General features: G+C 71.5%; 27 protein-coding genes. 16 read left to right on the top strand and 11 right to left on the bottom strand.

Annotation, left to right across the window (positions count from 1 at the left end):
• Positions 1-106: 106 nt before the first annotated feature.
• The 11 genes from ACQP2Y_RS11405 to ACQP2Y_RS11355 all read left to right on the top strand — a co-directional run bounded on the left by ACQP2Y_RS11405 (position 107) and on the right by ACQP2Y_RS11355 (position 9818).
• Positions 107-1132, top strand: a complete 1026-nt coding sequence (locus ACQP2Y_RS11405; RefSeq protein WP_433727070.1) for an ABC transporter substrate-binding protein — start codon at positions 107-109, stop codon at positions 1130-1132.
• Positions 1129-1950, top strand: coding sequence for an ABC transporter ATP-binding protein (locus tag ACQP2Y_RS11400; RefSeq protein ID WP_433727068.1), 822 nt, complete (start codon positions 1129-1131; stop codon positions 1948-1950). The genes ACQP2Y_RS11405 and ACQP2Y_RS11400 overlap by 4 nt, the downstream gene beginning before the upstream one ends.
• Positions 1943-2800: an ABC transporter permease gene (locus ACQP2Y_RS11395; protein WP_433727066.1), complete on the top strand. Its 858-nt coding sequence runs from the start codon at positions 1943-1945 to the stop codon at positions 2798-2800. Before ACQP2Y_RS11400 ends, ACQP2Y_RS11395 begins: the two co-directional genes overlap by 8 nt.
• Before the next feature lie 11 nt (positions 2801-2811).
• A complete protein-coding gene (locus ACQP2Y_RS11390) occupies positions 2812-3726 on the top strand; it encodes a TauD/TfdA dioxygenase family protein (protein ID WP_433727064.1) in 915 nt (304 codons plus the stop codon).
• Positions 3723-5078 carry an LLM class flavin-dependent oxidoreductase gene (locus tag ACQP2Y_RS11385; RefSeq protein ID WP_433727062.1) on the top strand — a complete coding sequence of 452 codons (1356 nt, stop codon included), beginning with the start codon at positions 3723-3725 and terminating at the stop codon, positions 5076-5078. Before ACQP2Y_RS11390 ends, ACQP2Y_RS11385 begins: the two co-directional genes overlap by 4 nt.
• Positions 5075-6517 (top strand): MFS transporter, encoded by a 1443-nt coding sequence (locus ACQP2Y_RS11380; protein ID WP_433727060.1) that lies wholly within the window; start codon positions 5075-5077, stop codon positions 6515-6517. The genes ACQP2Y_RS11385 and ACQP2Y_RS11380 overlap by 4 nt, the downstream gene beginning before the upstream one ends.
• A gap of 41 nt (positions 6518-6558) precedes the next feature.
• Positions 6559-7497, top strand: coding sequence for a phosphotransferase family protein (locus tag ACQP2Y_RS11375; protein ID WP_433727058.1), 939 nt, complete (start codon positions 6559-6561; stop codon positions 7495-7497).
• Between the two features lie 22 nt (positions 7498-7519).
• Positions 7520-7867 (top strand): GntR family transcriptional regulator, encoded by a 348-nt coding sequence (locus ACQP2Y_RS11370; protein WP_433727056.1) that lies wholly within the window; start codon positions 7520-7522, stop codon positions 7865-7867.
• A gap of 22 nt (positions 7868-7889) precedes the next feature.
• Positions 7890-8372 carry a hypothetical protein gene (locus ACQP2Y_RS11365; RefSeq protein WP_433727054.1) on the top strand — a complete coding sequence of 161 codons (483 nt, stop codon included), beginning with the start codon at positions 7890-7892 and terminating at the stop codon, positions 8370-8372.
• Positions 8373-8497: 125 nt separating this feature from the next.
• Positions 8498-9235 (top strand): hypothetical protein, encoded by a 738-nt coding sequence (locus tag ACQP2Y_RS11360; protein WP_433727052.1) that lies wholly within the window; start codon positions 8498-8500, stop codon positions 9233-9235.
• Positions 9236-9506: 271 nt separating this feature from the next.
• Positions 9507-9818, top strand: coding sequence for a hypothetical protein (locus tag ACQP2Y_RS11355; RefSeq protein WP_212994802.1), 312 nt, complete (start codon positions 9507-9509; stop codon positions 9816-9818).
• A 123-nt stretch (positions 9819-9941) separates the two neighbouring features.
• On the opposite strand, the gene ACQP2Y_RS11350 is transcribed toward ACQP2Y_RS11355, so the two are convergent.
• Entirely contained in the window at positions 9942-10724 is a 783-nt protein-coding gene (locus tag ACQP2Y_RS11350) for a SigB/SigF/SigG family RNA polymerase sigma factor (protein ID WP_433731902.1), read from the bottom strand.
• A 257-nt stretch (positions 10725-10981) separates the two neighbouring features.
• Between ACQP2Y_RS11350 and ACQP2Y_RS11345 the strand changes: the two genes are divergently transcribed.
• Positions 10982-12592, top strand: a complete 1611-nt coding sequence (locus tag ACQP2Y_RS11345; protein ID WP_433727050.1) for a sensor histidine kinase — start codon at positions 10982-10984, stop codon at positions 12590-12592.
• 26 nt (positions 12593-12618) lie between these two features.
• On the opposite strand, the gene ACQP2Y_RS11340 is transcribed toward ACQP2Y_RS11345, so the two are convergent.
• The 4 genes from ACQP2Y_RS11340 to ACQP2Y_RS11325 all read right to left on the bottom strand — a co-directional run bounded on the left by ACQP2Y_RS11340 (position 12619) and on the right by ACQP2Y_RS11325 (position 15679).
• The gene (locus ACQP2Y_RS11340) at positions 12619-13209 is read right to left on the bottom strand and encodes a dihydrofolate reductase family protein (protein WP_433727048.1); all 591 of its coding nucleotides are present in this window, start codon (positions 13207-13209) and stop codon (positions 12619-12621) included.
• 57 nt (positions 13210-13266) lie between these two features.
• On the bottom strand, positions 13267-13935 hold the full coding sequence (locus ACQP2Y_RS11335; protein ID WP_360833048.1) for a hypothetical protein: 669 nt from the start codon (positions 13933-13935) through the stop codon (positions 13267-13269).
• 143 nt (positions 13936-14078) lie between these two features.
• A complete protein-coding gene (locus ACQP2Y_RS11330; RefSeq protein ID WP_433727046.1) occupies positions 14079-15194 on the bottom strand; it encodes an SPFH domain-containing protein in 1116 nt (371 codons plus the stop codon).
• Between the two features lie 35 nt (positions 15195-15229).
• The gene (locus ACQP2Y_RS11325; protein WP_433727044.1) at positions 15230-15679 is read right to left on the bottom strand and encodes an NfeD family protein; all 450 of its coding nucleotides are present in this window, start codon (positions 15677-15679) and stop codon (positions 15230-15232) included.
• A gap of 120 nt (positions 15680-15799) precedes the next feature.
• Between ACQP2Y_RS11325 and ACQP2Y_RS11320 the strand changes: the two genes are divergently transcribed.
• On the top strand, positions 15800-17110 hold the full coding sequence (locus ACQP2Y_RS11320) for a serine hydrolase domain-containing protein (protein WP_433727042.1): 1311 nt from the start codon (positions 15800-15802) through the stop codon (positions 17108-17110).
• Here ACQP2Y_RS11320 and ACQP2Y_RS11315 read toward each other — a convergent pair.
• Complete coding sequence (locus ACQP2Y_RS11315) at positions 17082-17843, bottom strand: isocitrate lyase/PEP mutase family protein (protein ID WP_433727040.1); 762 nt, start codon at positions 17841-17843, stop codon at positions 17082-17084. The genes ACQP2Y_RS11320 and ACQP2Y_RS11315 overlap by 29 nt on opposite strands.
• A 70-nt stretch (positions 17844-17913) precedes the next feature.
• Between ACQP2Y_RS11315 and ACQP2Y_RS11310 the strand changes: the two genes are divergently transcribed.
• Positions 17914-18864: an ArsR family transcriptional regulator gene (locus tag ACQP2Y_RS11310; protein WP_433727038.1), complete on the top strand. Its 951-nt coding sequence runs from the start codon at positions 17914-17916 to the stop codon at positions 18862-18864.
• On the opposite strand, the gene ACQP2Y_RS11305 is transcribed toward ACQP2Y_RS11310, so the two are convergent.
• On the bottom strand, positions 18848-19651 hold the full coding sequence (locus tag ACQP2Y_RS11305) for a DUF3097 domain-containing protein (protein ID WP_433727036.1): 804 nt from the start codon (positions 19649-19651) through the stop codon (positions 18848-18850). The two genes, ACQP2Y_RS11310 and ACQP2Y_RS11305, sit on opposite strands and share 17 nt — an antisense overlap.
• A gap of 89 nt (positions 19652-19740) precedes the next feature.
• On the opposite strand from ACQP2Y_RS11305, the gene ACQP2Y_RS11300 reads away from it, so the two are divergent.
• Both ACQP2Y_RS11300 and ACQP2Y_RS11295 read left to right on the top strand, forming a co-directional pair.
• Positions 19741-20523, top strand: a complete 783-nt coding sequence (locus ACQP2Y_RS11300) for a hypothetical protein (RefSeq protein ID WP_433727034.1) — start codon at positions 19741-19743, stop codon at positions 20521-20523.
• Positions 20516-21019, top strand: a complete 504-nt coding sequence (locus ACQP2Y_RS11295; protein ID WP_433727032.1) for an NUDIX domain-containing protein — start codon at positions 20516-20518, stop codon at positions 21017-21019. Before ACQP2Y_RS11300 ends, ACQP2Y_RS11295 begins: the two co-directional genes overlap by 8 nt.
• 18 nt (positions 21020-21037) lie before the next feature.
• Here the strand turns inward: ACQP2Y_RS11295 and ACQP2Y_RS11290 are convergent, their stop codons facing one another.
• The 4 genes from ACQP2Y_RS11290 to ACQP2Y_RS11275 are packed head-to-tail and all read right to left on the bottom strand — an operon-like array spanning position 21038 to position 24082.
• Positions 21038-22153 carry a methyl-accepting chemotaxis protein gene (locus ACQP2Y_RS11290; RefSeq protein ID WP_433727030.1) on the bottom strand — a complete coding sequence of 372 codons (1116 nt, stop codon included), beginning with the start codon at positions 22151-22153 and terminating at the stop codon, positions 21038-21040.
• Positions 22154-22187: 34 nt separating this feature from the next.
• On the bottom strand, positions 22188-22682 hold the full coding sequence (locus ACQP2Y_RS11285; protein ID WP_433731900.1) for an NUDIX domain-containing protein: 495 nt from the start codon (positions 22680-22682) through the stop codon (positions 22188-22190).
• A 5-nt stretch (positions 22683-22687) separates the two neighbouring features.
• Positions 22688-23182, bottom strand: coding sequence for an NUDIX domain-containing protein (locus tag ACQP2Y_RS11280; protein WP_433727028.1), 495 nt, complete (start codon positions 23180-23182; stop codon positions 22688-22690).
• A 30-nt stretch (positions 23183-23212) separates the two neighbouring features.
• Positions 23213-24082: an SDR family NAD(P)-dependent oxidoreductase gene (locus tag ACQP2Y_RS11275; RefSeq protein WP_433727026.1), complete on the bottom strand. Its 870-nt coding sequence runs from the start codon at positions 24080-24082 to the stop codon at positions 23213-23215.
• Positions 24083-24119: the final 37 nt, after the last annotated feature.

Raw genomic sequence — 24119 nt, 5'->3', positions numbered from 1 at the left:
AACCGCCACCTGCGCTGACGCACGTGGCGCGATGACGCCTGCCCTCCCACCGACCGGCGCTGCGCCGGCCGGTCGCTGACCCGCACCCATCGCTAGGAGCGATCCCATGAAGACACCCAGACTCGCCGTGGCTGCCGCGCTGGCCGGCGCACTGCTGGCCACCTCCGCGCTCAGCGCCTGCGGGAGCGCCGCCGCCGGTGGCGGCGCCCAGACCAAGGAGCTGCGCTACCAGGGCTGGGTCGGCCAGGTGACCCCGGCAGAACTGGCCGAGGACCTGGGCTATCTCGGCGACGTGAAGCTCAAATGGATCGGCAACACCATCAGCGGCCCGCAGGACATCCAGGCCGCGACCACCGGGGACATCGACTTCGGCGGCGCCTTCAACGGCGCGATCGTCAAGCTCAAGGCGTCCAAGGCACCGATCACCGCGGTGATCGGCTACTACGGCGCCGACAAGGACAGCTACAACGGCTTCTTCGTGCCGGAAGCCAGTCCGATTAGGACGGCCCGGGACCTGATCGGCAAGAAGATCGGCGTCAACACGCTGGGCGCGCACGCCGAGGCGATCACCAAGACCTACCTCAAGCGCAACGGCCTGACGCCCGCCGAGATCAAGCAGGTGGAGCTGGTCGTGGTGCCACCGGTCAACACCGAGCAGTCGCTGCGGCAGGGCCAGATCGACGTCGCCTCGCTCAGCGGCGCGTTGCGGGACAAGGCGCTGGAGCACGGCGGGTTGCGCCCGCTCTACACCGACTTCGAGCTGCTCGGGCCGTTCACCGGCGGCAGCTACGTGGTGCGCAACGACTTCCTCAAGAAGAACCCCGACACGGTACGCACATTCGTGACCGCGACGGCCAAGGCGATCGACTGGAGCCGCGCCCAGCCGCGCGACACGGTCATCGCCCGGTTCCGGTCCATCCTGACCAAGCGGGCCCGCAGCGAGGACGACAGCCAGCTCAAGTTCTGGAAGAGCTACGGCGTGGCCGGTAAGGGCGGCACGATCACCGACGCCGACTTCAGCACCTGGATCGAGTGGCTGGACAGCATCGGCGAGCTCAAGGACGACGGCCTGAAGCCGGCCGACCTCTACACCAACGAGTACAACGACGTCGCCTCGGGCAGTGCCCGGTGAGCACGCCGAAGATCCGCTTCGACAACGTCAGCAAGGTTTTCCACGCCCGGGGCACCAGCGTCACCGCCCTGCAGGACATCAACCTGGACGTCCACGCCGGTGAGTTTCTGGTCCTGGTCGGGCCCAGCGGCTGCGGCAAGTCCACCCTGCTCGACCTGCTCGGCGGGCTGGCCACCCCGTCCAGCGGCCGGATCCTGGTCGACGACCGGCCGGTCACCGGGCCGGGCCTGGACCGCGGCGTCGTGTTCCAGCAGTACGCCCTGCTGCCCTGGCGAACCGCGCTGGGCAACGTCCAGTTCGGTCTGGAGGCCAAGCACATGCCCCGCCGCGAACGGGCCGGCCGGGCCCGTGAGTACCTGGACCTCGTGGGGCTGTCCGGCTTCCACGACCGCTATCCGCACGAGCTCTCCGGCGGCATGAAACAACGCGTGGCGATCGCCCGCAGCCTCGCCTTCGACCCGGACGTGCTGCTCATGGACGAGCCGTTCGCCGCGCTGGACGCGCAGACCCGCGACGGGCTGCAGGACGAGCTGCTGCGGATCTGGGAGAAGACCGGCAAGACCGTCGTGTTCATCACCCACGGCATCGAGGAGGCCGTCTACCTCGGACAGCGGGTCGCGGTCATGACGTCGCGGCCCGGCCGGATCAAGCAGGTCGTGGACGTGCCCATCACCGCCCGTTCGGCCACCGAGGACCTGCGCTCCGACCCCGAGTTCGCCCGCTACCGCCACGAGATCTGGACCCTGCTGCGCGACGAGGTGCGTCAGGCCCGCCGCGAGGAGCTGGGACTGAACGAGAAGGAGAAGGCGAATGTCTAGCCTCATCGAGTCCCGGCCGGCCCCGGTGGCGACCCCGGCGGCCGTTGCTGGAACTGCGCCCGTGGTCGCGTACCCCTGGATCCGTCGTTTTCTGCGCGGAGCCGGCGCCGTCGCCACCCGGGTGGTCGCCGTGGCGGCCCTGGCCGCCGTCTGGGAGATCTTCCCCCGGCTCGGGCTGGTCGACGCCACGTTCCTGCCGCCGCTGTCGGACGTGCTGGTCGCCTGGTGGCAGCTGGTGCAGTCCGGCGAGCTGATCGACCACGCCCAGGCCAGCCTGGGCCGCTCGCTGGCCGGGTTCGGCCTGGCCGTCGTCGCGGCCATCCCTCTCGGCCTGCTGATCGGCTGGTACAAGCCGGCGGCGACCCTGCTCACGCCGCTGCTGGAGGTGTTCCGCAACACCGCCGCGCTGGCCCTGCTGCCGGTATTCGTGCTCATCCTCGGGCTGGGCGAGACGTCCAAAGTGGCGATCATCTTCTACGCCTGCTCGTGGCCGATCCTGCTGAACACGGTCAGCGGCGTACGGACCGTCGACCCGCTGCTGATCAAGTCGGCCCGCTCACTGGGGCTGGGCTCGCTGCGGCTGTTCCAGAAGGTCGTGCTGCCGGCCGCCGTGCCGACCATCTTCACCGGGATCCGGCTGGCCGGCGCCTACTCGATCCTCATCCTGATCGCCGCCGAGATGGTCGGCGCCAAGGCCGGCCTCGGCTACCTCATCAACTACGCCCAGTACAACTTCGCCGTGCCCGACATGTACGCGGGAATCATCACGATCTCCGCCATCGGCCTCGTCGTGAACCAGGTCCTGATCATCACCGAGCGCCGCTTCTCCACGTGGCGCACCACCAGCTAGGAGGCACCGTCATGACGATCGCTCCCACCACCACCGAGGTGCGCCGCATCGGCGGCCGGATCGGCGCCGAGGTCATCGGCGTGGACCTGGCCCGGCCGATCGACACCGAGCTCGCGGCCCGGCTCAACAGCGCGCTGGTCGAGCACAAGGTGCTCATCTTCCGCGGCCAGGACCTGGACGACGAGGCCCATCTGCGCTTCGCCGGCACGTTCGGACCGCTGACCACCGCCCACCCGACCGTCCCCTCGGTCGACGGGCACGCCAACATCCTCGCGGTCCAGGGCGGGGAGGGCGCCCGGGCCAACTCGTGGCACACCGACGTGACGTTCGTGGTCGCCCCGCCCAAGGCCACGACCCTGCGCAGCCTGGTCATCCCGCCGTACGGGGGCGACACGCTCTTCGCCAACACCGCCGCCGCCTACGCCGACCTGCCGGAGCACCTGCGGCTGTTCGCCGACCGGCTGTGGGCCGTGCACACCAACGACCACGACTACGCCGAGCACCCGCAGTTCCGTACCGAAGAGGTTGAGGCGTACCACAAGGTCTTCACCGCCCAGCGGTACCGCACCGCGCACCCGGTGGTGCGCATCCACCCCGAGTCGGGCGCCCCCAACCTGTTCATCGGCGGCTTCGCCGACACGATCATCGGCCTGTCCCGGACGGAGTCGAAGGATCTGCTGCGGCTGTTGCAGGCCTACGTGACGCGGCCGGAGAACACGCTGCGCCACCACTGGGCGGTCGGTGACGTCGTGATCTTCGACAACCGCACCACCCAGCACTACGCCGCCGACGACTACGGCGACCTGCCCCGCAAACTGCACCGGGTCACCGTCGCCGGGACCGTGCCGGTGGGCGCGGACGGCGGGAGCAGCTACGTCATCGAGGGCGACGAGGCCGGCCACTACACGCCGCAGGCAGCGCGATGAGCCGGCCCGGGCAGTTGCACCTGAACGCGTTCCTGATGGGCGTCGGGCACCACGAGGCCGCCTGGCGGCTGCCCGAGAGCGACCCGCGCGCCGACGTCGACGTCGAGCACTACAAGAACCTGGCGCGGATCGCCGAACGCGGCAAGCTCGACTCGCTGTTCCTGGCCGACGGGCCGGTGCTGTGGGACCAGGTCGGACGCCGGCCGTCCGGCACGCTGGAGCCGACCGTACTGCTCACCGCGCTCGCCGGGGCCACCGAGCGGATCGGGCTGATCGCCACGGCGTCGACCACCTACAACGAGCCGTACAACCTGGCCCGGCGGTTCGCCTCGCTGGACCTGGTCAGCGGGGGCCGGGCCGGCTGGAACATCGTCACCACGGCCGGGCTCGACGCCGCCCGCAACTTCAACCTGGACCGGCTCCCGGCGCACAGCGAGCGCTACGAGCGGGCCGCCGAGTTCGTCGACGTCTCGCTCAAGCTCTGGGACTCCTGGGACGACGACGTGGTGCTCGCCGACAAGGCCGGCGGGGTGTGGGGCGACCGGGACAGGATCTATCCGCCGGCCCACGCGGGCACCCACTTCCGGGTGGCCGGCGCGCTCAACGTGCCGCGCACCCCGCAGGGCCATCCGCTGCTGGTGCAGGCCGGTTCCTCGGCGAACGGCCGCAACTTCGCCGCCCGCTACGCCGAGGCGGTCTTCACCGCGCACCAGACGCTCGCCGACGCGAGTGAGTTCTACGACGACCTCAAGCGGCGCACGGCCGAGCACGGCCGGGACCCGGACCACATCAAGATCCTGCCGGGGATCGTGCCGCTGATTGGCGGCACCGAGGCCGAGGCCCGCGAGCTCGACGCGGAGCTCAACCGGCTGATCCGCGCCGAGTTCGCGCTGCCCGGCCTGGCCGAGCTGCTCGGTGTGGACATCGGCGAGCTGCGCCTGGACCAGGAACTGCCCGCGCACCTGCCGGCCGAGGAGGAGATCGAGGGGGCGAAGAGCCGCCGCACGCTGGTGGTCAACCTCGGCCGCCGCGAGCGGCTCACGGTCCGCGAGATCATCGCCCGGCTGGGCGGCGGGCGCGGACACCTCACCTTCACCGGTACGGCGGAGCAGGTCGCCGACAAGATCGAGTCCTGGTACGACAACGGGGCGGCGGACGGCTTCAACATCATGCCGCCGGTCCTGCCGTCCTCGCTGGCCCGCTTCGTCGACGAGGTGGTGCCGATCCTGCAGGAACGCGGCCGGTTCCGTACCGAGTACACCGGGCGGACCCTGCGCGAGCACTACGGGCTGCCGCGCCCGGCCAACCGCAACACCGTCGTAGCGCCCGCGGCCGTGGCGCTGCGACCGTGACAGCAGGCCCGCGGCCCGGCGGCGGCCCGGTGGAAGCCCGGGTCGCCGCCGTCCTGGCCGGGCTCTGCCTGGCCACCGCCGCCTACTCGGTGCTGCAGTCGCTGGTCGTCCCGGCGCTCGGCGTCTTCCAGCGCGAGCTCGGCACGACCCCGTCCGGCGCCGCGTGGATCCTGACCGGCTTCCTGCTCAGCGCGTCGGTCTCGACCCCGCTGCTGGGCCGGCTCGCCGACCTGCACGGCAAGCGCAGCGTCCTGCTCGGCGCGCTCGCCGCGATGAGCGCCGGCTCGGTGCTGTCCGCGCTCGCCGACGGGCTCGCCCTGATGGTGGCCGGGCGGGCGGTCCAGGGCCTCGGCGGTGCGGTCTTCCCGCTCTGCTTCGCCCTGATCCGCGACCACGTGCCACCCGTACGGCGGCCCCGGGCGTTCGTCGCCGTCTCCACTGTGATGAGCGTGGGTGGCGCCGCCGGCACGGTCGCCGCCGGGCCACTGCTCACCGTGGTGTCGTCCCGATGGTTGTTCGGCATCCCGGCGTTGGTGTCGGTGCTGGCGGCGATCCCGGTGGCCGCGTTGCTCCCGCGCGGAACCCGCCGCCGTGACGACGGGGGCATCGACTGGCCGGGCGCGGTCCTGCTGGCCACCTGGCTCGGCCTGCTGCTGCTCGCGATCAGCCTCTCCGGCTCGTACGGCTGGACGGCCCCGCAGGTGTGGGGCTCCGCCCTGGCCGCACCCGTGGTCGCGGGGCTGTGGCTGATCCGGCAACACAAGGCCCGGCACCCGCTGGTCGACCTGCGCACCATGGCGCTGCCCACCGTCCGGGCCACCAACGCCGCGACCCTGCTGCTCGGCGTCGGCATGTTCGGCTCGTGGATGCTGGTGCCGCTGCTGGTGGCCCAGCCGGCGAGCAGCGGGATCGGCTTCGGGGCCGGCCCGAGCGTGGTCGGACTGGTGATGCTGCCGACCGCGCTGGGCACGCTGCTGGTCATGCCCCTGCAGAGCCGGTTGGTCCGGCGGCACGGGCCCCGCGCGGCGCTGACCGTGGGCACGGCCACGGCCGGTTCGGCGTACCTGCTGCTGGCGGTGCTGCACGGGACCATCGCGCAGGTGTGCCTGGCTGTTCTGCTGATGGGGGCGGGCGTCGGGCTCGCGTTCGCGGCCGTCGGGGCCCTGGTGGTCGAGGCGGTGCCACCCGAGCGGACCGGGGTGTCGGCCGCGGTCAACACCGTCATGCGTACGGTCGGCGGCAGCCTGGGCGCCACCCTGGGCGGCACCGTGCTGACCTGGTCGGTGAACGCGTCGGGCCAGCCCAGCCCTCGGTCGTACACGATCGCGATGCTGGTGTTCGCGGCGGCACTGTTCGGGGCGCTGCTGTGCGCGGTGCGGATCCCCCGCCCGGTGCCGGTGACCGGGCCGGCGCCCGTGGCCGTCACGGCGACTGGATAAATGGGGCGCAAGCCGGTCGTCCCAGCGGGCAGAATCCCGGCATGACCCAGGCAACCGGCGTACGGATCGGCTGGACGGACCTTCCCGGCGAGGTCCGTGCGGCGATCGAGGACCTGCTCGGCTCCCCCGTTGTGGAGGCCGTGTCCCAGCCGGGTGGGTTCTCCCCCGGCACCGCCGACCGGGTACGGACCGCAGCCGGCACCCGGGCCTTCGTCAAAGCAGTCAGCACGGCACAGAATCCGGTCAGCGTCGACATGCACCGCCGCGAAGCAGCCGTCACGGCACGCCTGCCGCAGGAAGCAGCCGCGCCACGCCTGCTGGGCACCTACGACGACGGCGAGTGGGTCGCGCTCGTGCTCGAGGACGTGCCCGGCCGGCATCCGCACACCCCGTGGCAGGCCGGCGAACTGGCCACCGTACTGACCGTGCTGCGGGACCTGGCTCGCCGGCTCACCCCATCACCGGTCACCGACGTACCACTGGCGGCCGACGTCCTCGGCTACGACTTCGGCGGCTGGGAACGGATCGCCGCCGACCCGCCGGGGAACCTCGATCCCTGGGCCGAGCAACACCTCGACCGGCTGTGCGCGCTCGCCGACCGGGCGCGGACCGCGGTTGCCGGGGACACGCTCGTGCACTTCGACGTGCGGGCCGACAACCTGCTGGTCGCCCCGGACGGCCGGGTCACGCTGGTCGACTGGCCCTGGGCCTGCCGCGGCGCGGGCTGGGTGGACACGGTGCTGCTGCTGATCAACGTACGGCTCTACGGCGGGCAGCCGGCGGACCGGTTGCTCACCGAGCACACCCCCGGCGTCGACCCGCAGGATCTGACCGCGCTCCTCGCCGGCATGGCGGGCTTCTTCCTCGACGCCGCCCGCCAGCCGGCCCCACCCGGCCTGCCGACCGTCCGCGACTTCCAGCGAGCCCAAGGTGTGGCGACGCTGGCGTGGGTGCACGAACGGCTTGACTCACTCGAATAATGGTGCTGATAATGCTAGCACTATGAGATGGCTGATCGATCATTCGTCGCGGGAGCTGCTCCAGCACCAGATCGCCCGATGCGTCCGCCAAGGCGTCGTCTCGGGCGAGCTCAAGGTGGGCGAGCAGCTGCCGCCGGCGGCCGAACTGGCCTCGGCGCTGTCAGTCGATCGCAACACCGTGCTGACCGCGTACCGGCAGCTGCGCGACGACGGCCTGCTGGAGTTCCGCCGAGGCCGGGGGGCGCGCGTCGCGTCGACCATGACCGAGCCGGCCCCGGTCGCCGAGGCGGCCCAGGAACTGGTGACGGTGGCCCGCCGGTACGGGCTCGGCCGCAGCGACCTGATCCGCCTCATCGAGCAGCTCACGTGACCAACCGAAAGGACGGTGCCCCGTGACGGCACCCGCGATTCCTGGAACGGGCCCGTTCTCCCTCTACACCGGACGGGTCACGAACTGGCCCATGGTGGTGCTGAGCATCGCCCTGGTGGTGCCGCTGCTCGTCCTGGGCAACGCCGGAGACGGCAGCGGGCCCGGCCTGGTGGTCCCGCTGCTCGTCGCGGCCACCGCCGTGCTGGTCAACGTGCTGACCGCCGGCAGCGTCCGGACGGCCGCAGGCCCGAACGGGGTCTCGGTCCGCTTCGGAGTGTTCGGCTGGCCGCGCGGCACCTACCGCATCGAGCACATCGAGCACGCCGAGGTCATTGACCTGTCACCGTGGTCCGTCTCCTACGGCTTCTGGTGGACGCCGCGCCGCACCAGCTGCACGGTCCGCTCCGGGCCGGCCCTGCGGCTGATCCTGCGCACCGGCCGGACTGTCACCATCACGGTGCCGGACGCTCACGCAGCCGTCGCAGCCATCCACGCAGTGCAGTAGACGGGAACGCCACAGTCGAGGGTGTGACATGTGCTGCGCCGGGTAATAACCCTCCGCCTGCTCCGGACCCCGGCAGCGCCCATGTGGATGACTGTGGAGCGGGAGCGGCAATGCAGCCCCATAAGGTGTCCGGCGACGACCGCGCGACGACCGCGACCCCGCGGTGGGCCGCACCGGACCAGTACTGCGGATATTGGGTCGGTCAGACCGTTGTCGTGCTCTCGTTGTTCGCCATTGCCGTGACTGCTTTTGTGCTGATCGGGAATTCCTGGTGGCAGCTGGCCCTGGCGTCCTATTTCGCCCTGTTGTCCACGCGGCTCGCCGTCCTCGGCCACGACGTGGGGCACAGCCGGATCTTCCCGTCCCCCCGGGCCAATTACCTGCTAGGGGTTTCCCTGACCAATGTGGGTGTGGGATTCAGCTTCGATTGGTGGGCCTCGCGGCCCACCCGCCATCCCGCCGGCCCGGACGACGCAGACGACGATCCTGACGTCGGGATCCTCGGGCTCATCTCCGCCGCATGGATTGCTCAGCTCAGCCGGCTGCCCGCCGGTACGCGCCACCACCATCGCGCCTGGACGGCTCTGCCCCTGCTGCTGTTGGAGGCGGTGAAAGCCCACTTCGCCGGCGCCCGCCACCTCGTCAACAGCCATACCCGACAACGGCTGCGCGAACTGCCCCTGATCGGTCTGCATCTCGTCGCATACTTCGGCGGAATCTTCCTCGTGCTGCCCGCCGGAAAGGGCCTCACCTTCATCGCGGTGCACCAGGGACTGTTCGGTCTCTATTTGAGCTGCATGTTCGTGCTCAGCTACCAGAGCACGGCCGGCGCGACCCGTGAGCAGGCGTACAGCTCAGATTGATTGTGGTTTGGCGGTAGCCGTTCCGGGGCAACCCCCGGCCGCGAGTTTCACCCGCACGTCAATACGGGAATGAATTACCGCGGCACCGATTCAGCGGCTCAGAAAGCGTGACCGGCGCTGACCAGGAAAAAGTATCTTGAGCGCACCGCGGGCCGGATTCATTCTGCGATTATCGTGTGGATTCCCGAGCACGGGGTACACCATTTTCGCCGGCGGCATTACGCCAAGGGCACCCCCACAGCAATCTTGACAGCTTCAGGAGATGGCAAAAATGACGACGTCCACTCGCGGGAACAACGACACCAAGGGCGTTGCGCGCACCCGTACGCACGGCGAGGAGACGAAGCCCTCGTTCAAGACCACCGAGCTGATCGTCTACGTGGCTGCCGTTCTGGGCGTACTGATCGCCTCGTACGTGGTCGGCGACCGCGCCAACAACGACGGCAGCGACATCTTCGCCGCCGACAAGGCGTGGTGGTACATCACTCTGCTCACCATCGGCTACATGGTCAGCCGCGGCCTGGCGAAGGCCGGCAGCCGCAGCAGCGACACCGACCCGCGTACCGACTCGCACAACCACTGAGCTTCCTGATCGACCAGCGGCCCCGGCGGGTCGAGCCAGCCCGAGCGGCATGGGCTCCCGCCGGGGCTTCGCCGGTTCGAACCCCTGAACCGGGCGGGCCCTCCTGCGACCGCGAGGATGGCGTCAGCCGGCGTCGATCCGGTGGCGAAGCGTCAGCAGGGCCCGGGTGAGCAGCCTCGAGACGTGCATCTGCGAGATGCCGAGCTGCTCGGCGATCTGCGCCTGCGTCAGATTTCCGTAGAACCGCAGAGCGACGATCTTCTGATCCCGGGCGTCGAGCGACGCGAGGGCCGGCCCGAGCGCAAGGCGCATGTCGACGAGTTCGAGATCGTGGTCATAGCCACCGAGCGTGTCGCCCAGCTCCCGGTCTCCCTCGGCCCCGATTGGAGTGGCGAGGCTGGTGGCGCTGTAGGCCATGGCACCCTCGAGCCCTTCCAGCACCGACTCCTCGGTGATCCCGAGGTGGACGGCGATGTCGGCCACAGTCGGCGAACGACCCAGGGTGTGGCTGAGCGTGTTGTTGGCGGCCGTGATCGCCGCTCGGAGCTCCTGCAGCCGCCGCGGCACCCGGATGGACCAGGTGCGGTCGCGGAAGTGCCTCTTGATCTCGCCGAGAATGGTGGGAATGGCGAAGCCGGCGAAGTCGACTCCGCGGTCCGGGTCGAACCGGTCGACTGCCTTGATCAGACCAATGGTCGCCGTCTGCGTCAGGTCGTCCTGGGGCTCGCCGCGGCCGTAGTAGCGGTGGGCAAGATGCTGCGCCAACGGCAGCCACGCTTCGATGGCGCGCTCGCGGAGACGAGCCTTGGCCGGATCGCCCGTCGGCAGGGCGGCCATGGCCTTCACCAGCTGCACGGCGTCGGTGACGTCTCGCTGGCCGCCGGGGCCGGTCGGGGCCTCGGACATGTCGGTCATCGAGGTGGCGACTGTCACGTTCATGGTCGTCCTTCCACTGATGCTGAAGACCTCATTCACGGGCGACTGGTCCGTCGTCGAGAGCTGCCCGCCGGGCGACGCCGGTGGACACTCCCCGGACCATACCGCCGATCAATCGACGCAGCAACCGACGCAACTTGTCGAGTTCGGCGCGGCGGAGCCTGAAATCTTGCTCCCTGGCACGACGGTGGGCCCTCGCGTACCGTGCGCCTGTGAATCTCACCGCCGTGGCCGATGTCGACGATGGCGCGACCGTCACTGGTCCGCCCGGCAGCCGCTGGACCACCCAGCGATGGTTCGCGTCGGTGCTGGTGGCCATGGTGGTGCTGGTGCTGGCCGGTGCGGTTGTCGGAGCGCAGGCACTGTCGCGCACAGCGACGGTCTCGAACCATCTGAGCGATCGGGTGTCCCCGGCGCGGACCGCCGTGGTGGAGTTCGGCGCGGCGCTGGTCACCCAGGAGATCGGCGTACGCGGCTACCTGTTGAGTGGTCAACGGCAGTTCCTCGAGCCGTACCAGCAGGGAATCGCCGACGAGCAGGCGGCCGTTGCCCGGATCCGGCAGCTGTTGAGCACCGAGCCGCTCGCGTCGGCCGGCCTGGCCGATGCTGAGGAGCAGGCACGCCGGTGGCGCACCACCGTGGCCGACCCGCTGATCGCACGCCATCAGGACGGCGCCGCGCCGGCGCCCATGACAGCCGTGATGCAGAGCAAGATCGCCTTCGACGCGGTACGGGCCAGCGTCGCCGTACTGGACGGTCGCCTCATCGAGATCAGGCAGGACGGGCGGGCCGCACTCGATCAATCTCGACAGGTCCGCAACGGTGTCTTCGTCTTCCTCGCGGCCGTCCTGCTCGCCTTCCTCGTGCTGATCGCTGTCCTGCTGCGCGTGGTGGTGCTCCGGCCGCTGATCCAGCTGAGCAGGGCGGTGCGCCGCGTCGCCGGAGGAGACTTCGCTCATGGCCTGACCCCCGCGGGCCCTGCCGACCTGGCCCGGCTCGGTCATGACGTCGAAGCGATGCGGCGGCGCCTGGTCGACGGGCTCGCGACGAGCCAACGCGCCCGGGAGCAGCTGGAACAGCAGCAACGTGAACTGCAGAGGTCCAACGCCGACCTGGAACAATTCGCCTACGTCGCCTCGCACGACCTGCAGGAGCCGCTCCGCAAGGTCGCCTCGTTCTGTCAGTTGCTGCAGCGGCGCTACGCCGACGGACTCGACGAGCGGGCGCAGCAGTACATCGGCTTCGCGGTCGACGGCGCCTCGCGAATGCAGACTTTGATCAACGACCTGCTCGCCTTCTCCCGCATCGGCCGCGTGCACAAGGCCGTCCAGCCGGTTGATCTGAACCAGACCGTCGCGCAGGCGGAGGAAAGCCTCGCCCTGGCCATCGGCGAGTCCGGCGGCCGCATCGTCAGGCCCACCCTGCCCACTGTTCCCGGCGACGCCACCCTCCTGACCATGCTCTGGCAGAACTTGATCGGCAACGCGATCAAATTCCGCCGGCCGGGGCAGCCCCCACTGATCCACATCACTGCCGACGTTGACGACGGCGTCTGGACATTCGGCGTCGAGGACAACGGCATCGGGATCGATCCCGAGTTCGCCGGTAAGATATTCGTTATCTTTCAGCGGCTGCACCCGCGGGACAGCTACCCGGGCACCGGAATCGGTCTGGCCCTGTGCAAGAAAATCGTCGAGCATCACGGTGGTGAGATCGCCCTGGACGCTTCTTATCAGCAGGGCGCTCGCCTGGTTTTCACCCTGGCCGGCGCCGAGCCGGCCGGCCGGTCCGGCGAGGCGCCCGCTCGTGAATCCCTGACGCTGACCGCCAACGAGTAGGCCGGACGGCATCACCCAAGTGCCGGTCAGTCGACGCGGTAGGTCAGGTGGGTGGCGTGCGGGGAGACCCGGACGTGGATCTGGCGCAGGGTGCGCGGGCTGACCCCGGCGTCGAACAGCGGCGTGCCCCCGCCGAGCAGCACCGGCGAGAGGTGCAGGCGCAGCTCGTCGACCGCGTCAGCTGCCAGCGCACCCCGGATGACCTGGGCGCCGCCCATGACCACCACGTCGCGTTCCTCGGCCATCGCGCGGGCCGTGCTGATTGCGCTGCGTACGCCGTCCACAACGAAGGTGAAGCGGTCGGCCAGCCGTACCGTTTCGGGTGGTCTGCGGGTCACCACCAGGACTGGCGGCGCCGCGGCCAGGCCCGCACCGTAGCCGACCTCGTCGTTCCAGCCGTGCGGGCCGTCGACGATGTCGAACAGGCGACGACCCATGACCACCGCGCCGGTCGCGTCGGTGGCCGACGCCAGCACCTCGCGGTCCACCGGGTCGGTGCTGAACGCCCAGGTGTGCAGGCCCGCACCGCCGCTGCCCAGGCCGCTGTCGGGGCCGGGGTCCGGCCCGGTCACGTATCCGTCGAGCGACACCGAGATGTCGGCGACCACCTTGCCCATGTGCACTCCCCGGCTCGTCGTGGCTTCGAGCCGAGCATGCCACCCGGGTACGGCGGATCAGGCCGGCGGGATGAGCCGTGAGCCGGTCCAGGCCAGGCCCATGCCGGCGGCCAGCAGCAGCAACGCTCCCACGGTGGGCAGCGGGCGCATCGCGTGCGACCCGGCACCGATCGACACGGCCGCGAGCATCAGCAGCACGCCGTCGGCCGGGTTGACCAGCTTGGAGCGGAAGACCGCCCAGCCCAGCAGCAGCCAGCCGGTGCCGGTCACGGCCGCCGCGACCAGCGAGGCGGTGTGCACCTGGGCGGCGCTGAGGCCGATGCCGTCCGGGCCGGTGCCGGTCGGCAGCGCGGCCAGCGGCAGCAGCATGATGAAGCCGGCCATGGCGATGAGCAGCCCGGCGACGGCCGAGCGGCGGGTGCGGGAACCGGCCAGCAGCCCGGCGAGGCCGATCATCGCGATGGCGCAGAACCAGCCGGCGGCCAGCTTGAGCAGCAGCGGTCCGGGCGGGGCGGAGATGCCCAGAGTGGACCAGCCATAGAGGGCCGCGCCGACCGGCAGGGCCCAGAGCGAGACGCGCGCATAGCGACGCACCGACCAGATCCAGACGGCTTCGCGCACCGGCAGGTGATGTTCCGCGACGGCACCCGGCCCCGCGGCGCCGACCCAGGCCGGTGCCACCCGCAGCGGCCGTCCACTGGCAGTCTGGTTCTGACTAATGCTCATGGCTCATGGCTCCGCCTCGTGGTGGGCTCACAGCCGAGCGGCCCGGGGGTACCGGTCGGAATCCTCGGTCAGCATGGCAAAACCCCGCGCACAGCGCGGGGTTTTGCGTTATTCGCTCCGATCTTGCACCGCCGGGGCGGACGTCAGGCGCGTTCGGGCTCGCCCACGCCGTTGTAGTCGGCACCGCCGAGTGCCGCCGACGGCGGCACCGTGGGCGGGGCCGCCAGACTCCGGGGACCGGTGTCGCCGGAGACCTGCGCCTCGGCCGCTCGGACCTGGGCGTTCACAGCGGCGGCCTCCTTGGCCGCGGCCTCGGCGGCCTCGGCGGCCTCCCGTTCGACCGCAGCGGCGTCGACCTTGCCCGTCGGCAGGTCGCCGACCATGTTGGCCAGTCCGCCCAGCGCGCCGCCCATGCCCTCCAGGGCCCGGGTCAGCTCGGTCGGCACGATCCAGACCTTGTTGGCCGAGCCGTTGGCGATCTGCGGCAGGGCCTGCAGGTACTGGTACGCCAGCACCTTCTGGCTCGGGTTGGCCTCGTGGATCGCGTGGAACACCGTCCGGATGGCCTTGGCCTGACCCTCGGCGGTCAGGATCCGGGCCTGCCGGTCACCGTCGGCGCGCAGCACCGCGGACTGCTTGTCACCCTCGGCCGTGAGGATCTGTGACTGCTTGACACCCTCGGCGGTCAGGATCGCGGCGCGGCGGTCCCGCTCGGCACGCATCTGCTTCTCCATCGAGTCGCGGATGCTCGGCGGCGGCTCGATCGCCTTGATCTCGACCCGGGTGACCTTGACGCCCCACCGGCCGGTGGTCTCGTCGAGCACCCCCGACAGGTGCCGGTTGATCTCCTCGCGGCTGGTCAGTGCCCGCTCCAGGTCGAGCGAGCCGATGACGTTACGCAGGGTGGTGACGGTCAGCTGCTCGATGGCCTGGAGGAAGTTCGCGATCTCGTACGTCGCCCGCACCGGGTCGACGACCTTGAAGTAGAGCACCGTGTCGATCGAGACCACCAGGTTGTCCGAGGTGATCACCGGCTGCGGCGGGAAGCTGACCACGTTCTCCCGCATGTCCACCTTGGTACGGACCGTGTCGACGAACGGCACCAGCAGGTTGAGCCCCGGGGACAGGGTGCGCTTGTACTTACCCAGCCGCTCCACCACGTCGTGCCGCTGCTGCGGGACGATGCGGACCGACCGAACCAGCGTGATCACCGCAAAAAGGGCGATCACGAAGATGAGTACACCGATTACAACTTCCATGGCGTCCTCTTTTCTCTTGTATGTGTGCCGTCTGCTCAGAGGTTCGGATGTTCGTCGCGCCACACGATCGCCGTGGCGCCCTTCACTTTGATGACCCGGACCCGGTCGCCGGGCGCGTACTTCTCGTCGCCGTCGAAGGAGCGCGCCGTCCAGAGCTCACCGTCGATCTTCACGAGCCCGTGGTCGGCGGTCACCTCCTCGAGCACCGTCGCCTGCGACCCCTCGATGGCCTCGATGCCGAACGGCGTGTCGCCCGTCTCGGCGGCCGACTTCGCGTGCCGCATGATGATGGGCCGGATCGCGGCGACGGAGAGACCGGAGACGATGGCGAACACGATCGCCTGCAGCAGCACGGGGGCGCCGAGAGCCGCCGCACCGGCCGCGGCGAGAGCGCCGACGGCGAAGAAGATGATCAGGAAAGTCGCGGTGAAGGCCTCGCCGATCGCGAGGGCGATGGCGAGGACGATCCAGAGAACGCTTTCCATACCCAGATCGTGACACGTCTGCGCTCGCACGGCGACGTCGCGTCACGTCGGGTTCTTCCGTAGCCAGATCGGCGCCGTTCAGTTAAACCTTGGACCGTCCCCGTCCGAGAGAGGCCCACCGTGTCCCTGCTGCCGGAAACCGGCCGACGCGTCACCGGGATCGTCGCCCGCGCGCAGTCCGCGGGCCGCGCGCCGTCCGTGGCGCTGGCGGTCGTCCGCGACCGCTCGCTGCTGCATTTCACCGGCGCCGGGGAGACCCCGCCGCCCGACCCCAAGACCCAGTACCGGCTCGGCTCGATCACCAAGACGCTGACCGCCACCATGGTGATGCAGCTGCGCGACGAGGGGTTCTTCGCCCTCGACGACCTGCTCTACCGGCACCTGCCGGGCACCTCGGTGGGCGGGCTGACGCTGCGTCAGCTGCTCGGGCACGTCTCCGGCCTGCAACGCGAGCCGGACGGGCCCTGGTGGGAACGCAGCGCCGGCGGCGACGTCGACCAGCTGCTGGCCGAGCTGGCCGACAAGGTCGCCGGGCCGCCGTTCCGGACCTACCACTACTCCAACCTGGCCTACGGGCTGCTCGGTGCGGTGCTGCAGCGCGTCACCGGGGAGTCCTGGACCGACCTGGTCGGCAAGCGGGTGCTCGACCCGCTGGGCATGAAGCGGACCACGTACGCGCCGGTCGAGCCGTACGCCCGCGGGTACGTCGTGCACGAGCTCGACGACAGCCTGCACGAGGAGCCGCGGCTGGACGCCGGTGCGATGGCCCCGGCCGGGCAGCTCTGGTCGACGGTGACCGACATGGCCAAGTGGGCGGCGTTCCTGGCCGATCCCGCGCCGGCCGTGTTGAGCCGGGAGACCGTCGACGAGATGTGCACCCCGGTGGTCATCCAGGACGACGCCTGGACCGCCGGGCACGGGCTGGGCCCGGAGCTGATGCGCGTCGGCGAGCGGGTGTACGTCGGCCACGGCGGCTCGATGCCCGGCTACAACTCCCAGCTGGCCGTGCACCGGCCCAGCCGCACCGGCGTGATCGCCTTCGCCAACTCGTACGGCCTGCGCGGCAGCAGCATCCGCGCGCTGGCCCTGGAGGTGCTGACCACGGTGCTGGACCACGAGCCGGTGCCGGCCGAGCCGTGGCGCCCCGCACCGCCGGCCGACGCCGATGTCGCCCAGTTGTGCGGCCGCTGGTGGTGGATGGGCCGCGAGTACGAGGTGCTCGCCGACGGTCCCGGCCTGGTGATGCGGCAGGTGACCGCGCCGGAGAAGCCGCCGTGGCGGTTCGTCCGGGAGTCGCGGGACCGCTGGCGGGGCACGGCCGGCATGAACACCGGCGAGGTGCTGACCGTGCTGCGCGGCCCGGACGGCGCGGTCGAGCGGCTGGACATCGCCACGTTCCTGTTCAGCCGCGACCCGATGCACCTGGCGTGAGCAGGGCGTTGAGCGTTCCGTAGTCGGCCGCGCCGGCCAGCTCGCCGTAGCCGCCGTCGCCCAGTGCCGCCGCCGCGACCCGGGCCACCAGCCCGTACGCGGCCTGGGCGACGGACGAGCCCAGGCTGATCCGGGCCACGCCGAGCGCGGCCAGCTCGGCCAGGCCGGGCGCGCCGGGTCCGGCCATCACGTTGACCGGGGCGTCGATCCGGTCGACCAGCGCGGCGACGGTCGGCGGATCCGTCACCCCGGGCACGAAGATGCCGTCCGCGCCCGCCGCCAGGTACGCCGTGGCCCGCTCGACCGTCTCGTCGAGCCCGCCCACGCCGGCCAGGAACGTGTCGATGCGCGCGTTCAGGAACAGCTCCGGCGCGGCGGCCCGGGCGGCGGCGATCCGGTCCGGCTCGGCGGTGGCGCCGTCCTCGAGGTTGACGCCCACGGCACCCGCGGCGTGGACCCGCCGGACCGTTTCCGCCACGTCGCCGTACCCCTTCTCGATGTCGGCGGTCACCGGCACCGACACCACCGCGGTGATCCGCGCGACCGCCGCGACGGCGGCGGACGCGTCCAGGGCGTCGCCGTCCGGCGCGCCCAGGCTCCAGGCCACTCCGGCGCTGGTGGTGGCGACGGCGGCCGCACCGGCGGCCTCGACCACGCGGGCGCTCGCGGCGTCCCAGGCGTTGACGAGGATCAGCGGTTTGCCGGGCACGTGCAGGTCACGGAAGTCGGTCATGCGGCCAGTGTCGGCGGGCCGGGCCGGTCGCGATAATGATTCAGCTGGAGCTGAAACGTCGGGGGTCCGCATGGTGGCGATCGGGCTGTCGGCCGGTGCCGTGGCGCGCATCCGCTTCGCCGTGTCCTGCCTCTGGGAGGTCGTCGCGGCGATCCGGGTGCTGCGCGATCCGGGCAGCCATGCGGTCCACCTGCCGTGGGTGCGCCGGGTCGCTGTGCCGCGCGACACGCTGCTGTGGGAGCTGGTGCCGCGCGAACCGGCGTACCTCCCGGATTTTTTGACGCCCCCGCCGGTGGGCCTGACCCCCGAGCTGGGCGCGGAGCTCGCCCGGCTGCGGGCGACGCCCGCCGCGGTGGTCCGCCAACACCTCGACCTGTACGGCCACCGCCCGCCCGCCGTGCGCGAGCTGTACGCCGACCCCGCCACCGGCCTGGCCCGCCTGAGCACCGAGATCGAGGCGTTCTGGCACACCGCCGTCGCGCCCGACTGGCCGCGGATCCAGCTGCTGCTGGACGCCGAGATCTTCGCCCGCGCCCGGGCCCTGGCCGAGGACGGCGCCGCCGGTCTGCTCAACGACCTGCACGAGCGAGTCCGCTGGGAGGCGGGCACGCTGTCGATCAGCAAGCGCTACTGCACCGCCGAGGACGTCAGCGACGGCGCCGGCCTGGTCCTGGTGCCGTCGGTGTTCGTCTGGCCGGCGGTGCTGAGCATCTTCGCCGATGACGTGCCGCAGCTGGCCTATCCGGCCCGGGGCGTGGCCACGCTGTGGGAGCCGCGCCGGGAGAGCACGGACGCGCTGGGCGCGGTGCTGGGCCGGGGCCGTACGCGGCTGCTGGTCGAGCTGGACGCGCCCAGCTCCACCACCGAGCTGGCCCGGCGCACCGGCATGACCGCCGGCGGCGTCTCCCAGCACCTGAGTGCCCTGCGGGCGGCCGGGCTGGTCGCCGCGCACCGGCAGGGCCGCAGCGTGCTCAACGTCCGGACCGCGCTGGCCGAGGCGCTGCTCAGCTCGGCTCGGTGACGAAGTCGATGAGCCGTTCCATCGCGTTGATCAGTGGCGTCTCGACGTCCTTGTAGCTGTTCACGCTGCTGAGGATGCGCCGCCACATCTCGTATGGCTGCGCGATGCCGACGGCCCGGCAGACGCCCTCCTTCCACGGCTGTCCGGGCGGGATCACCGGCCACGCCTTCAGCCCGACCCGCTCCGGCTTCACCGCCTGCCACACGTCGATGTACGGGTGCCCGGTGATCAGCACGTTCGGGTCGGTGACCGCGGCCACGATCCGGCTCTCCTTGGACCCGGCGACGAGGTGGTCGACCAGCACACCGACCCGGCGCCCGCGGGCCGGCCGGAAGTCACGGACCGCGCCGGCCAGGTCGTCGATACCGTCCAGCGGCTCCACCACCACGCCCTCGATGCGCAGGTCGTCGCCCCAGATCCGCTCGACCAGGGCGGCGTCGTGCACGCCCTCGACCCAGATCCGGCTGGCCTTGGCGACCTGGGCGCGTACCCCCGCGACCGCGACCGACCCGGAGGCGGTCCGCTGCCGGGCCGCCGCAGCAGGCTTGCCGGCCGGCCGGCGCAGGGTCACCACCTGGCCCTCCAGCAGGAACGCGGCCGGCTCGAGCGGAAAATTGCGACGCTTGCCACGCCGGTCCTCCAGCACGACCGCCCCGAGCTCGAAGCCGACGACCGCACCGCAGAAACCGGAGTCGACGTCCTCGACCACCAGGTCAGGCTCGGCGTCCACCTCGGGCACCACCTTGCGGCGCCGCCAGTTCCCCGAGAGCACATCCTCCCCATACATGTCAGGCACGTTAAACCCTGCGGACGGACACGCCGCTTCCGACGCTCCGACCGAGACAAGCCAGGCGGACGGCACGTACCCTTGCTCGCATGTCCCCCGCAGCAGATGCGGCGACACTCACGGCACGCCGGTCCACCCGGTTCGTGGCGTGGGTACGCGCCTGGCGGGCCGGCCTCGTCCCGTTCGACGAGCTGGCCGACGAGATCGCCGGCGACGAGGAGCACCTCGTCGCCGATGCCCCCGGCACGTGGACCGACGTGCCGCTGAGCAGCGCGCTGCCCGCGTTCGCCAAGCTGCACCCCGACGACATCCGGCTGGTGCTGCCGGCCCCCGGCGACCCGCGCGGGCTGCCCGGCCCGGGCGAGCTCACCGGCGCGGCGCTGCTGGCCGGCGAGGCCGTGGTGACGCCGTCGTTCGGGGTGGTGCCCGAGCTGCGCCGGCACACCTCCGGCTCGGGCGTGGAGTTCGAGACCGTGCTGTGGCGCTTCTACCCGGTGCCGGCGTTCAAGCCGACGTTCCAGATGGGCCCGGCCGAGGCGGAGATCGAGCTGACCACGGCCCTGACCGAGGCGACGACCCAGCTGACCCGCCTGGACGTCGCGCAGTGGCGTCCCGAGCTGGCCGGCGCGCTGCAGGCGTTGCGCCGCCCGGAGAGCACCGCGACGCTGCCGCCGGGCTTCGACCCGCGCTCGCGCCGGCTGTTCGCCCGGGCCAGCATCCTCGACCAGGTCCTGGTGCTGGCCGAGCACAACGCCCCCGGCGGCGCGGTGAACGGCTACGAGGCGCAGCAGCGCGACGCGGCGCTGCGCCCGCTGACCACGGCCTGCCGGCAAGCGCTGGTCGCGGCCTGCAATGCCCCGCTGCATGCCTGACAGATACGCGCACTGCACGTTCTGCGGCGCGCGCTTCGTGCCCGAACAGCCCTGGCCGCGCCGCTGCGGCGCGTGCGGCGAGACCAGCTACCTGAATCCGAAACCGGTCGCCGTCGCGGTGCAGCCGGTCGGTGGCGGCCTGCTGGTCGTGCGCCGGGGCATCCCGCCGGCCCGCGACACCCTGGCCCTGCCGGGCGGCTTCATCGAGACGGGCGAGACCTGGCAGCAGGCGACGTCGCGCGAGCTGAGCGAGGAGGTCGGCCTGCGGACCGACCCCGAGACGGTACGCCTGTACGACACGATCAGCGCCCCGGACGGCACCCTGTTGATCTTCGGCCTGCTCCCGGCGCTGTCCTCGGAGGACGAACTGCCGCCCGTGGTGCCCAACGAGGAGGCGCTGGGCCGGGAGGTGCTGCACAGTCCGCAGGCGCTGGGCTTCGACCTGCACACGCGGGTCGCCAACCGCTACTTCGCCCAGGTCGCCGCGGGCATGTAACCGCCGGTCGGCTGCCCCTCAGGAACGGAAGACGGCCGCGAGGCTGTTGAGGCGGTCCGCCGTACCGGTGAGGTCGCCGACCGCGCGGTGGGTCTCCTCCGCCGCGCCCCGCACCTCGGCCGCCGCCGAGCTGACCGCGCCGATGGCCAGGCTGATCTGCTCGGTGCCGCCGCTGACCGTGCCCGCGCCCTCGACCATCGTGCCCGTGGTGGCGCTCTGCTCCTCGACCGCCGCGGCGATGGTGACCTGATGCTCAGCGATCGCGCCGATGATGGCGGAGAAGCCGCTGACCGCGTCCACGGCCTCGCCGGTGTCGTGCTGGATGCCCTCGATCCGGCGGGCGATCTCCTCGGTCGCCGCGGCGGTGGCCTGGGCCAGGTCCTTGACCTCGCCGGCCACGATCGCGAAGCCGCGCCCGGCCTCGCCCGCCCGGGCCGCCTCGATCGTGGCGTTCAGCGCCAGCAGGTTGGTCTGCGCCGCGATCGCGTTGATGCTGCGCAGCACGTCGTTGATCTCCTGGCTGGAGTCCCGCAGCCGGGTCACGTTGCCGGTCGCCCGGGTCACCCCGGTCACCGCCTCGTCGGTCATCCGCGACACGTCGGTGGTGTTGACGCTGATCTCGGTGATCGCCCGGCGCATCTGCCGGGTGCCCTCCGCGATGGCCCCGACCTCGTCGCTGGTGCGGGCGGCCGAACGGGCGACGGTCTCCAGTTCGGTGGCGGTGGCGTCGGCGGCCGCCGTCATCGTGCTGCTGGCCTGCCGCAGGCTGCCGGCCGACGAGGTGACCTCGTCGACGGCCCGGCGGATGCCGGCCACGGTGTCCTGGAAGCGGTCCATCATCGCGTTGTACGCCTCGGCCATCTGACCCAGCTCGTCCTTGCCCACCACCGGCATCCGCGGGCTCAGGTCCCCGCCGGCGGCCGACTTGATCACGCCGGCGTCGAGCCGCAGGACCCGGACGATGCTGCTCCACACCGACATCTGCATGAGCACACCCAGCGGCGCCACGACCAGCGGCGCCCAGAGCGCGACGGCGGCGAGCCGCTCGAGATCCAGACGGGCGGCCGAACCGGCCGGCAGCCCTGCGGCGGCCGAGCCCGCCACGGAGTGGGTGAACAGACCGAGACCGACCATCCAGGGAATCTCTCCCCTGATCGGCCGCCGCGGCTCAGTCCAGCGCGAATGTGCCCTTCGTCTCGAACGCCGCCAGGTCCTGCAGGGCCCGCAGCACCAGGCCGCCCGAGCCCTCCGGCAGCGCGTCCGGGGCGAACCAGCCCGCGTCCACGCTCTCGTCGGTCACCTTCTCCAGCTCGCCGTCGTAGCCGTCGACCCGGCACATCAGCGAGATGTACTGGTAGCTGTGCCCGTACGGGTTCGGGTACCAGTCCCGGGCCCGGGTGTAGAGGCCGAACGGGGTGACGTCCCGCGCCACCAGGCCGGCTTCCTCGCGTACCTCCCGGATTGCGCACTCGCGCAGGGTCTCGCCCAGCTCCATCGTGCCGCCCGGCAGGGCCCAGGTCCGGTCGTCGGAGCGCTGGATCAGCAGGATCCGGCCGTCCGGGTCGCGGACGACGCCGTGCGCGCCGATCGAGATCAGCACGCGGTCGTCGCCGGCCAGCGTGCGCAGGCCACCGATGTACGACTCTTCCCAGGACAGTCCCACTGTCGTCACTCCAGGGTGAAGGTGCCCGCGGTCTCGAACGCCGCGAGGTCGGTCAGGGTACGCCGGACACCCTCACGCAGCGGCTCGGGCAGGGCACCGGGCGCGAACCAGCCGGCGTCCGTGGTCTCGTCCGTGGCCCGCACCAGCTCCCCCTCGTACGCGTCGATCCGCGCCGTCATGGTGATGTGCTGGTACGTGTGCCCGTACATGTCGGGACCCCGCTCCGGGGACCGGGTGTAGACCGCGAACGGGGTGAGCTCGCGGACCTCCAGGCCGGTCTCCTCCCGTACCTCGCGCACCGCGCAGTCGCGCAGCGACTCGCCCAGCTCCATCATCCCGGCGGGCAGCGCCCAGGTCCCGTTGTCGGACCGGCGGACCAGCAGCACCCGGCCGGCGTCGTCGCGCAGCACGCAGCGGGAGCCGACGCTGATCAGGGTGCGGCCGTTGCCGGCCAGGGCCCGCAGCTGCCCGAAGTAGGACTCGTCCCATGACAGTGCCATGCGACCACCCTGCCAGATCGGGGCGGGCGCTCAGCTGCCCGGCCGCACCGGCAGCTCCGCCGGGTACGGCTGACCGAAGTCCGCCGACCGGCTCACGTCCTGCCACGCGCCCGCCTCGTCGAGTTGGCGGCGGGAGTAGTCCAGCGCCATCTCGCTCGCGTTCACGCCGAGCAGCAGGTGCGTGGGGGCGGCGCCGCTCTTGACCGTCCGCACGATGATCTCCGCGGCCCGGTCGGGGTCGCCGGCCGCGCCACCGGCCCCGGCGCGGACCCGGCGGTGCATAGCGCCGATGGTGGTGTCGTAGTCGGCCGGGATGGTGTCGACGGACATGGACGAGCCGGCCCAGTCGGTGGCGAAGCCGCTGGGCTCGACGACCAGCACCTTGATGCCGAACGGCGCGGTCTCGGTGGCGAGCACCCGGCTGAAGCCGTCGACGGCGAACTTGGCCGCCTGGTAGCTGGCGATGCCGGGCGAGCCGCCGACCCGCCCGCCGATCGAGGAGAACTGCACGACGGTGCCGCCGCCCTGGGCCCGCAGCGGCGCGATGACCGCCCGGGAGACGTGGTAGACACCCCAGAAGTTCGTCTCGAACTGGGTGCGGAAGTCGGCCTCGGTGCCGGTCTCGATGGGGGCGACGTTGGCGTATCCGGCGTTGTTGACGACCACGTCGAGGCGGCCGTAGCGGGCGATCGCGGCGGCCACGGCCTCGTCCACCTGGGCGGCGTCGGTGACGTCGAGGGGCAGGGTGAGGATGCGGTCGCCGTACTTGTCGGCGAGGTCGGCCAGCTGCTCGGGGCGGCGGGCGGTGGCGACCACCTGGTCGCCGGCTTCCAGGGCGGCCACGACGAGGGCGCGGCCGAGGCCACGGGAGGATCCGGTGATGAACCATGTCTGTGTCATGCCTTTAACAAAACACGGTTGCGTTAAGATTGGCCAG

This window comes from Actinoplanes sp. CA-051413 (assembly GCF_050955795.1).
Taxonomy (GTDB): Bacteria; Actinomycetota; Actinomycetes; order Mycobacteriales; family Micromonosporaceae; genus Actinoplanes.
Note: the sequence above shows the minus strand (reverse complement) of the source record. Positions and strands in the feature narration are given on the sequence as shown.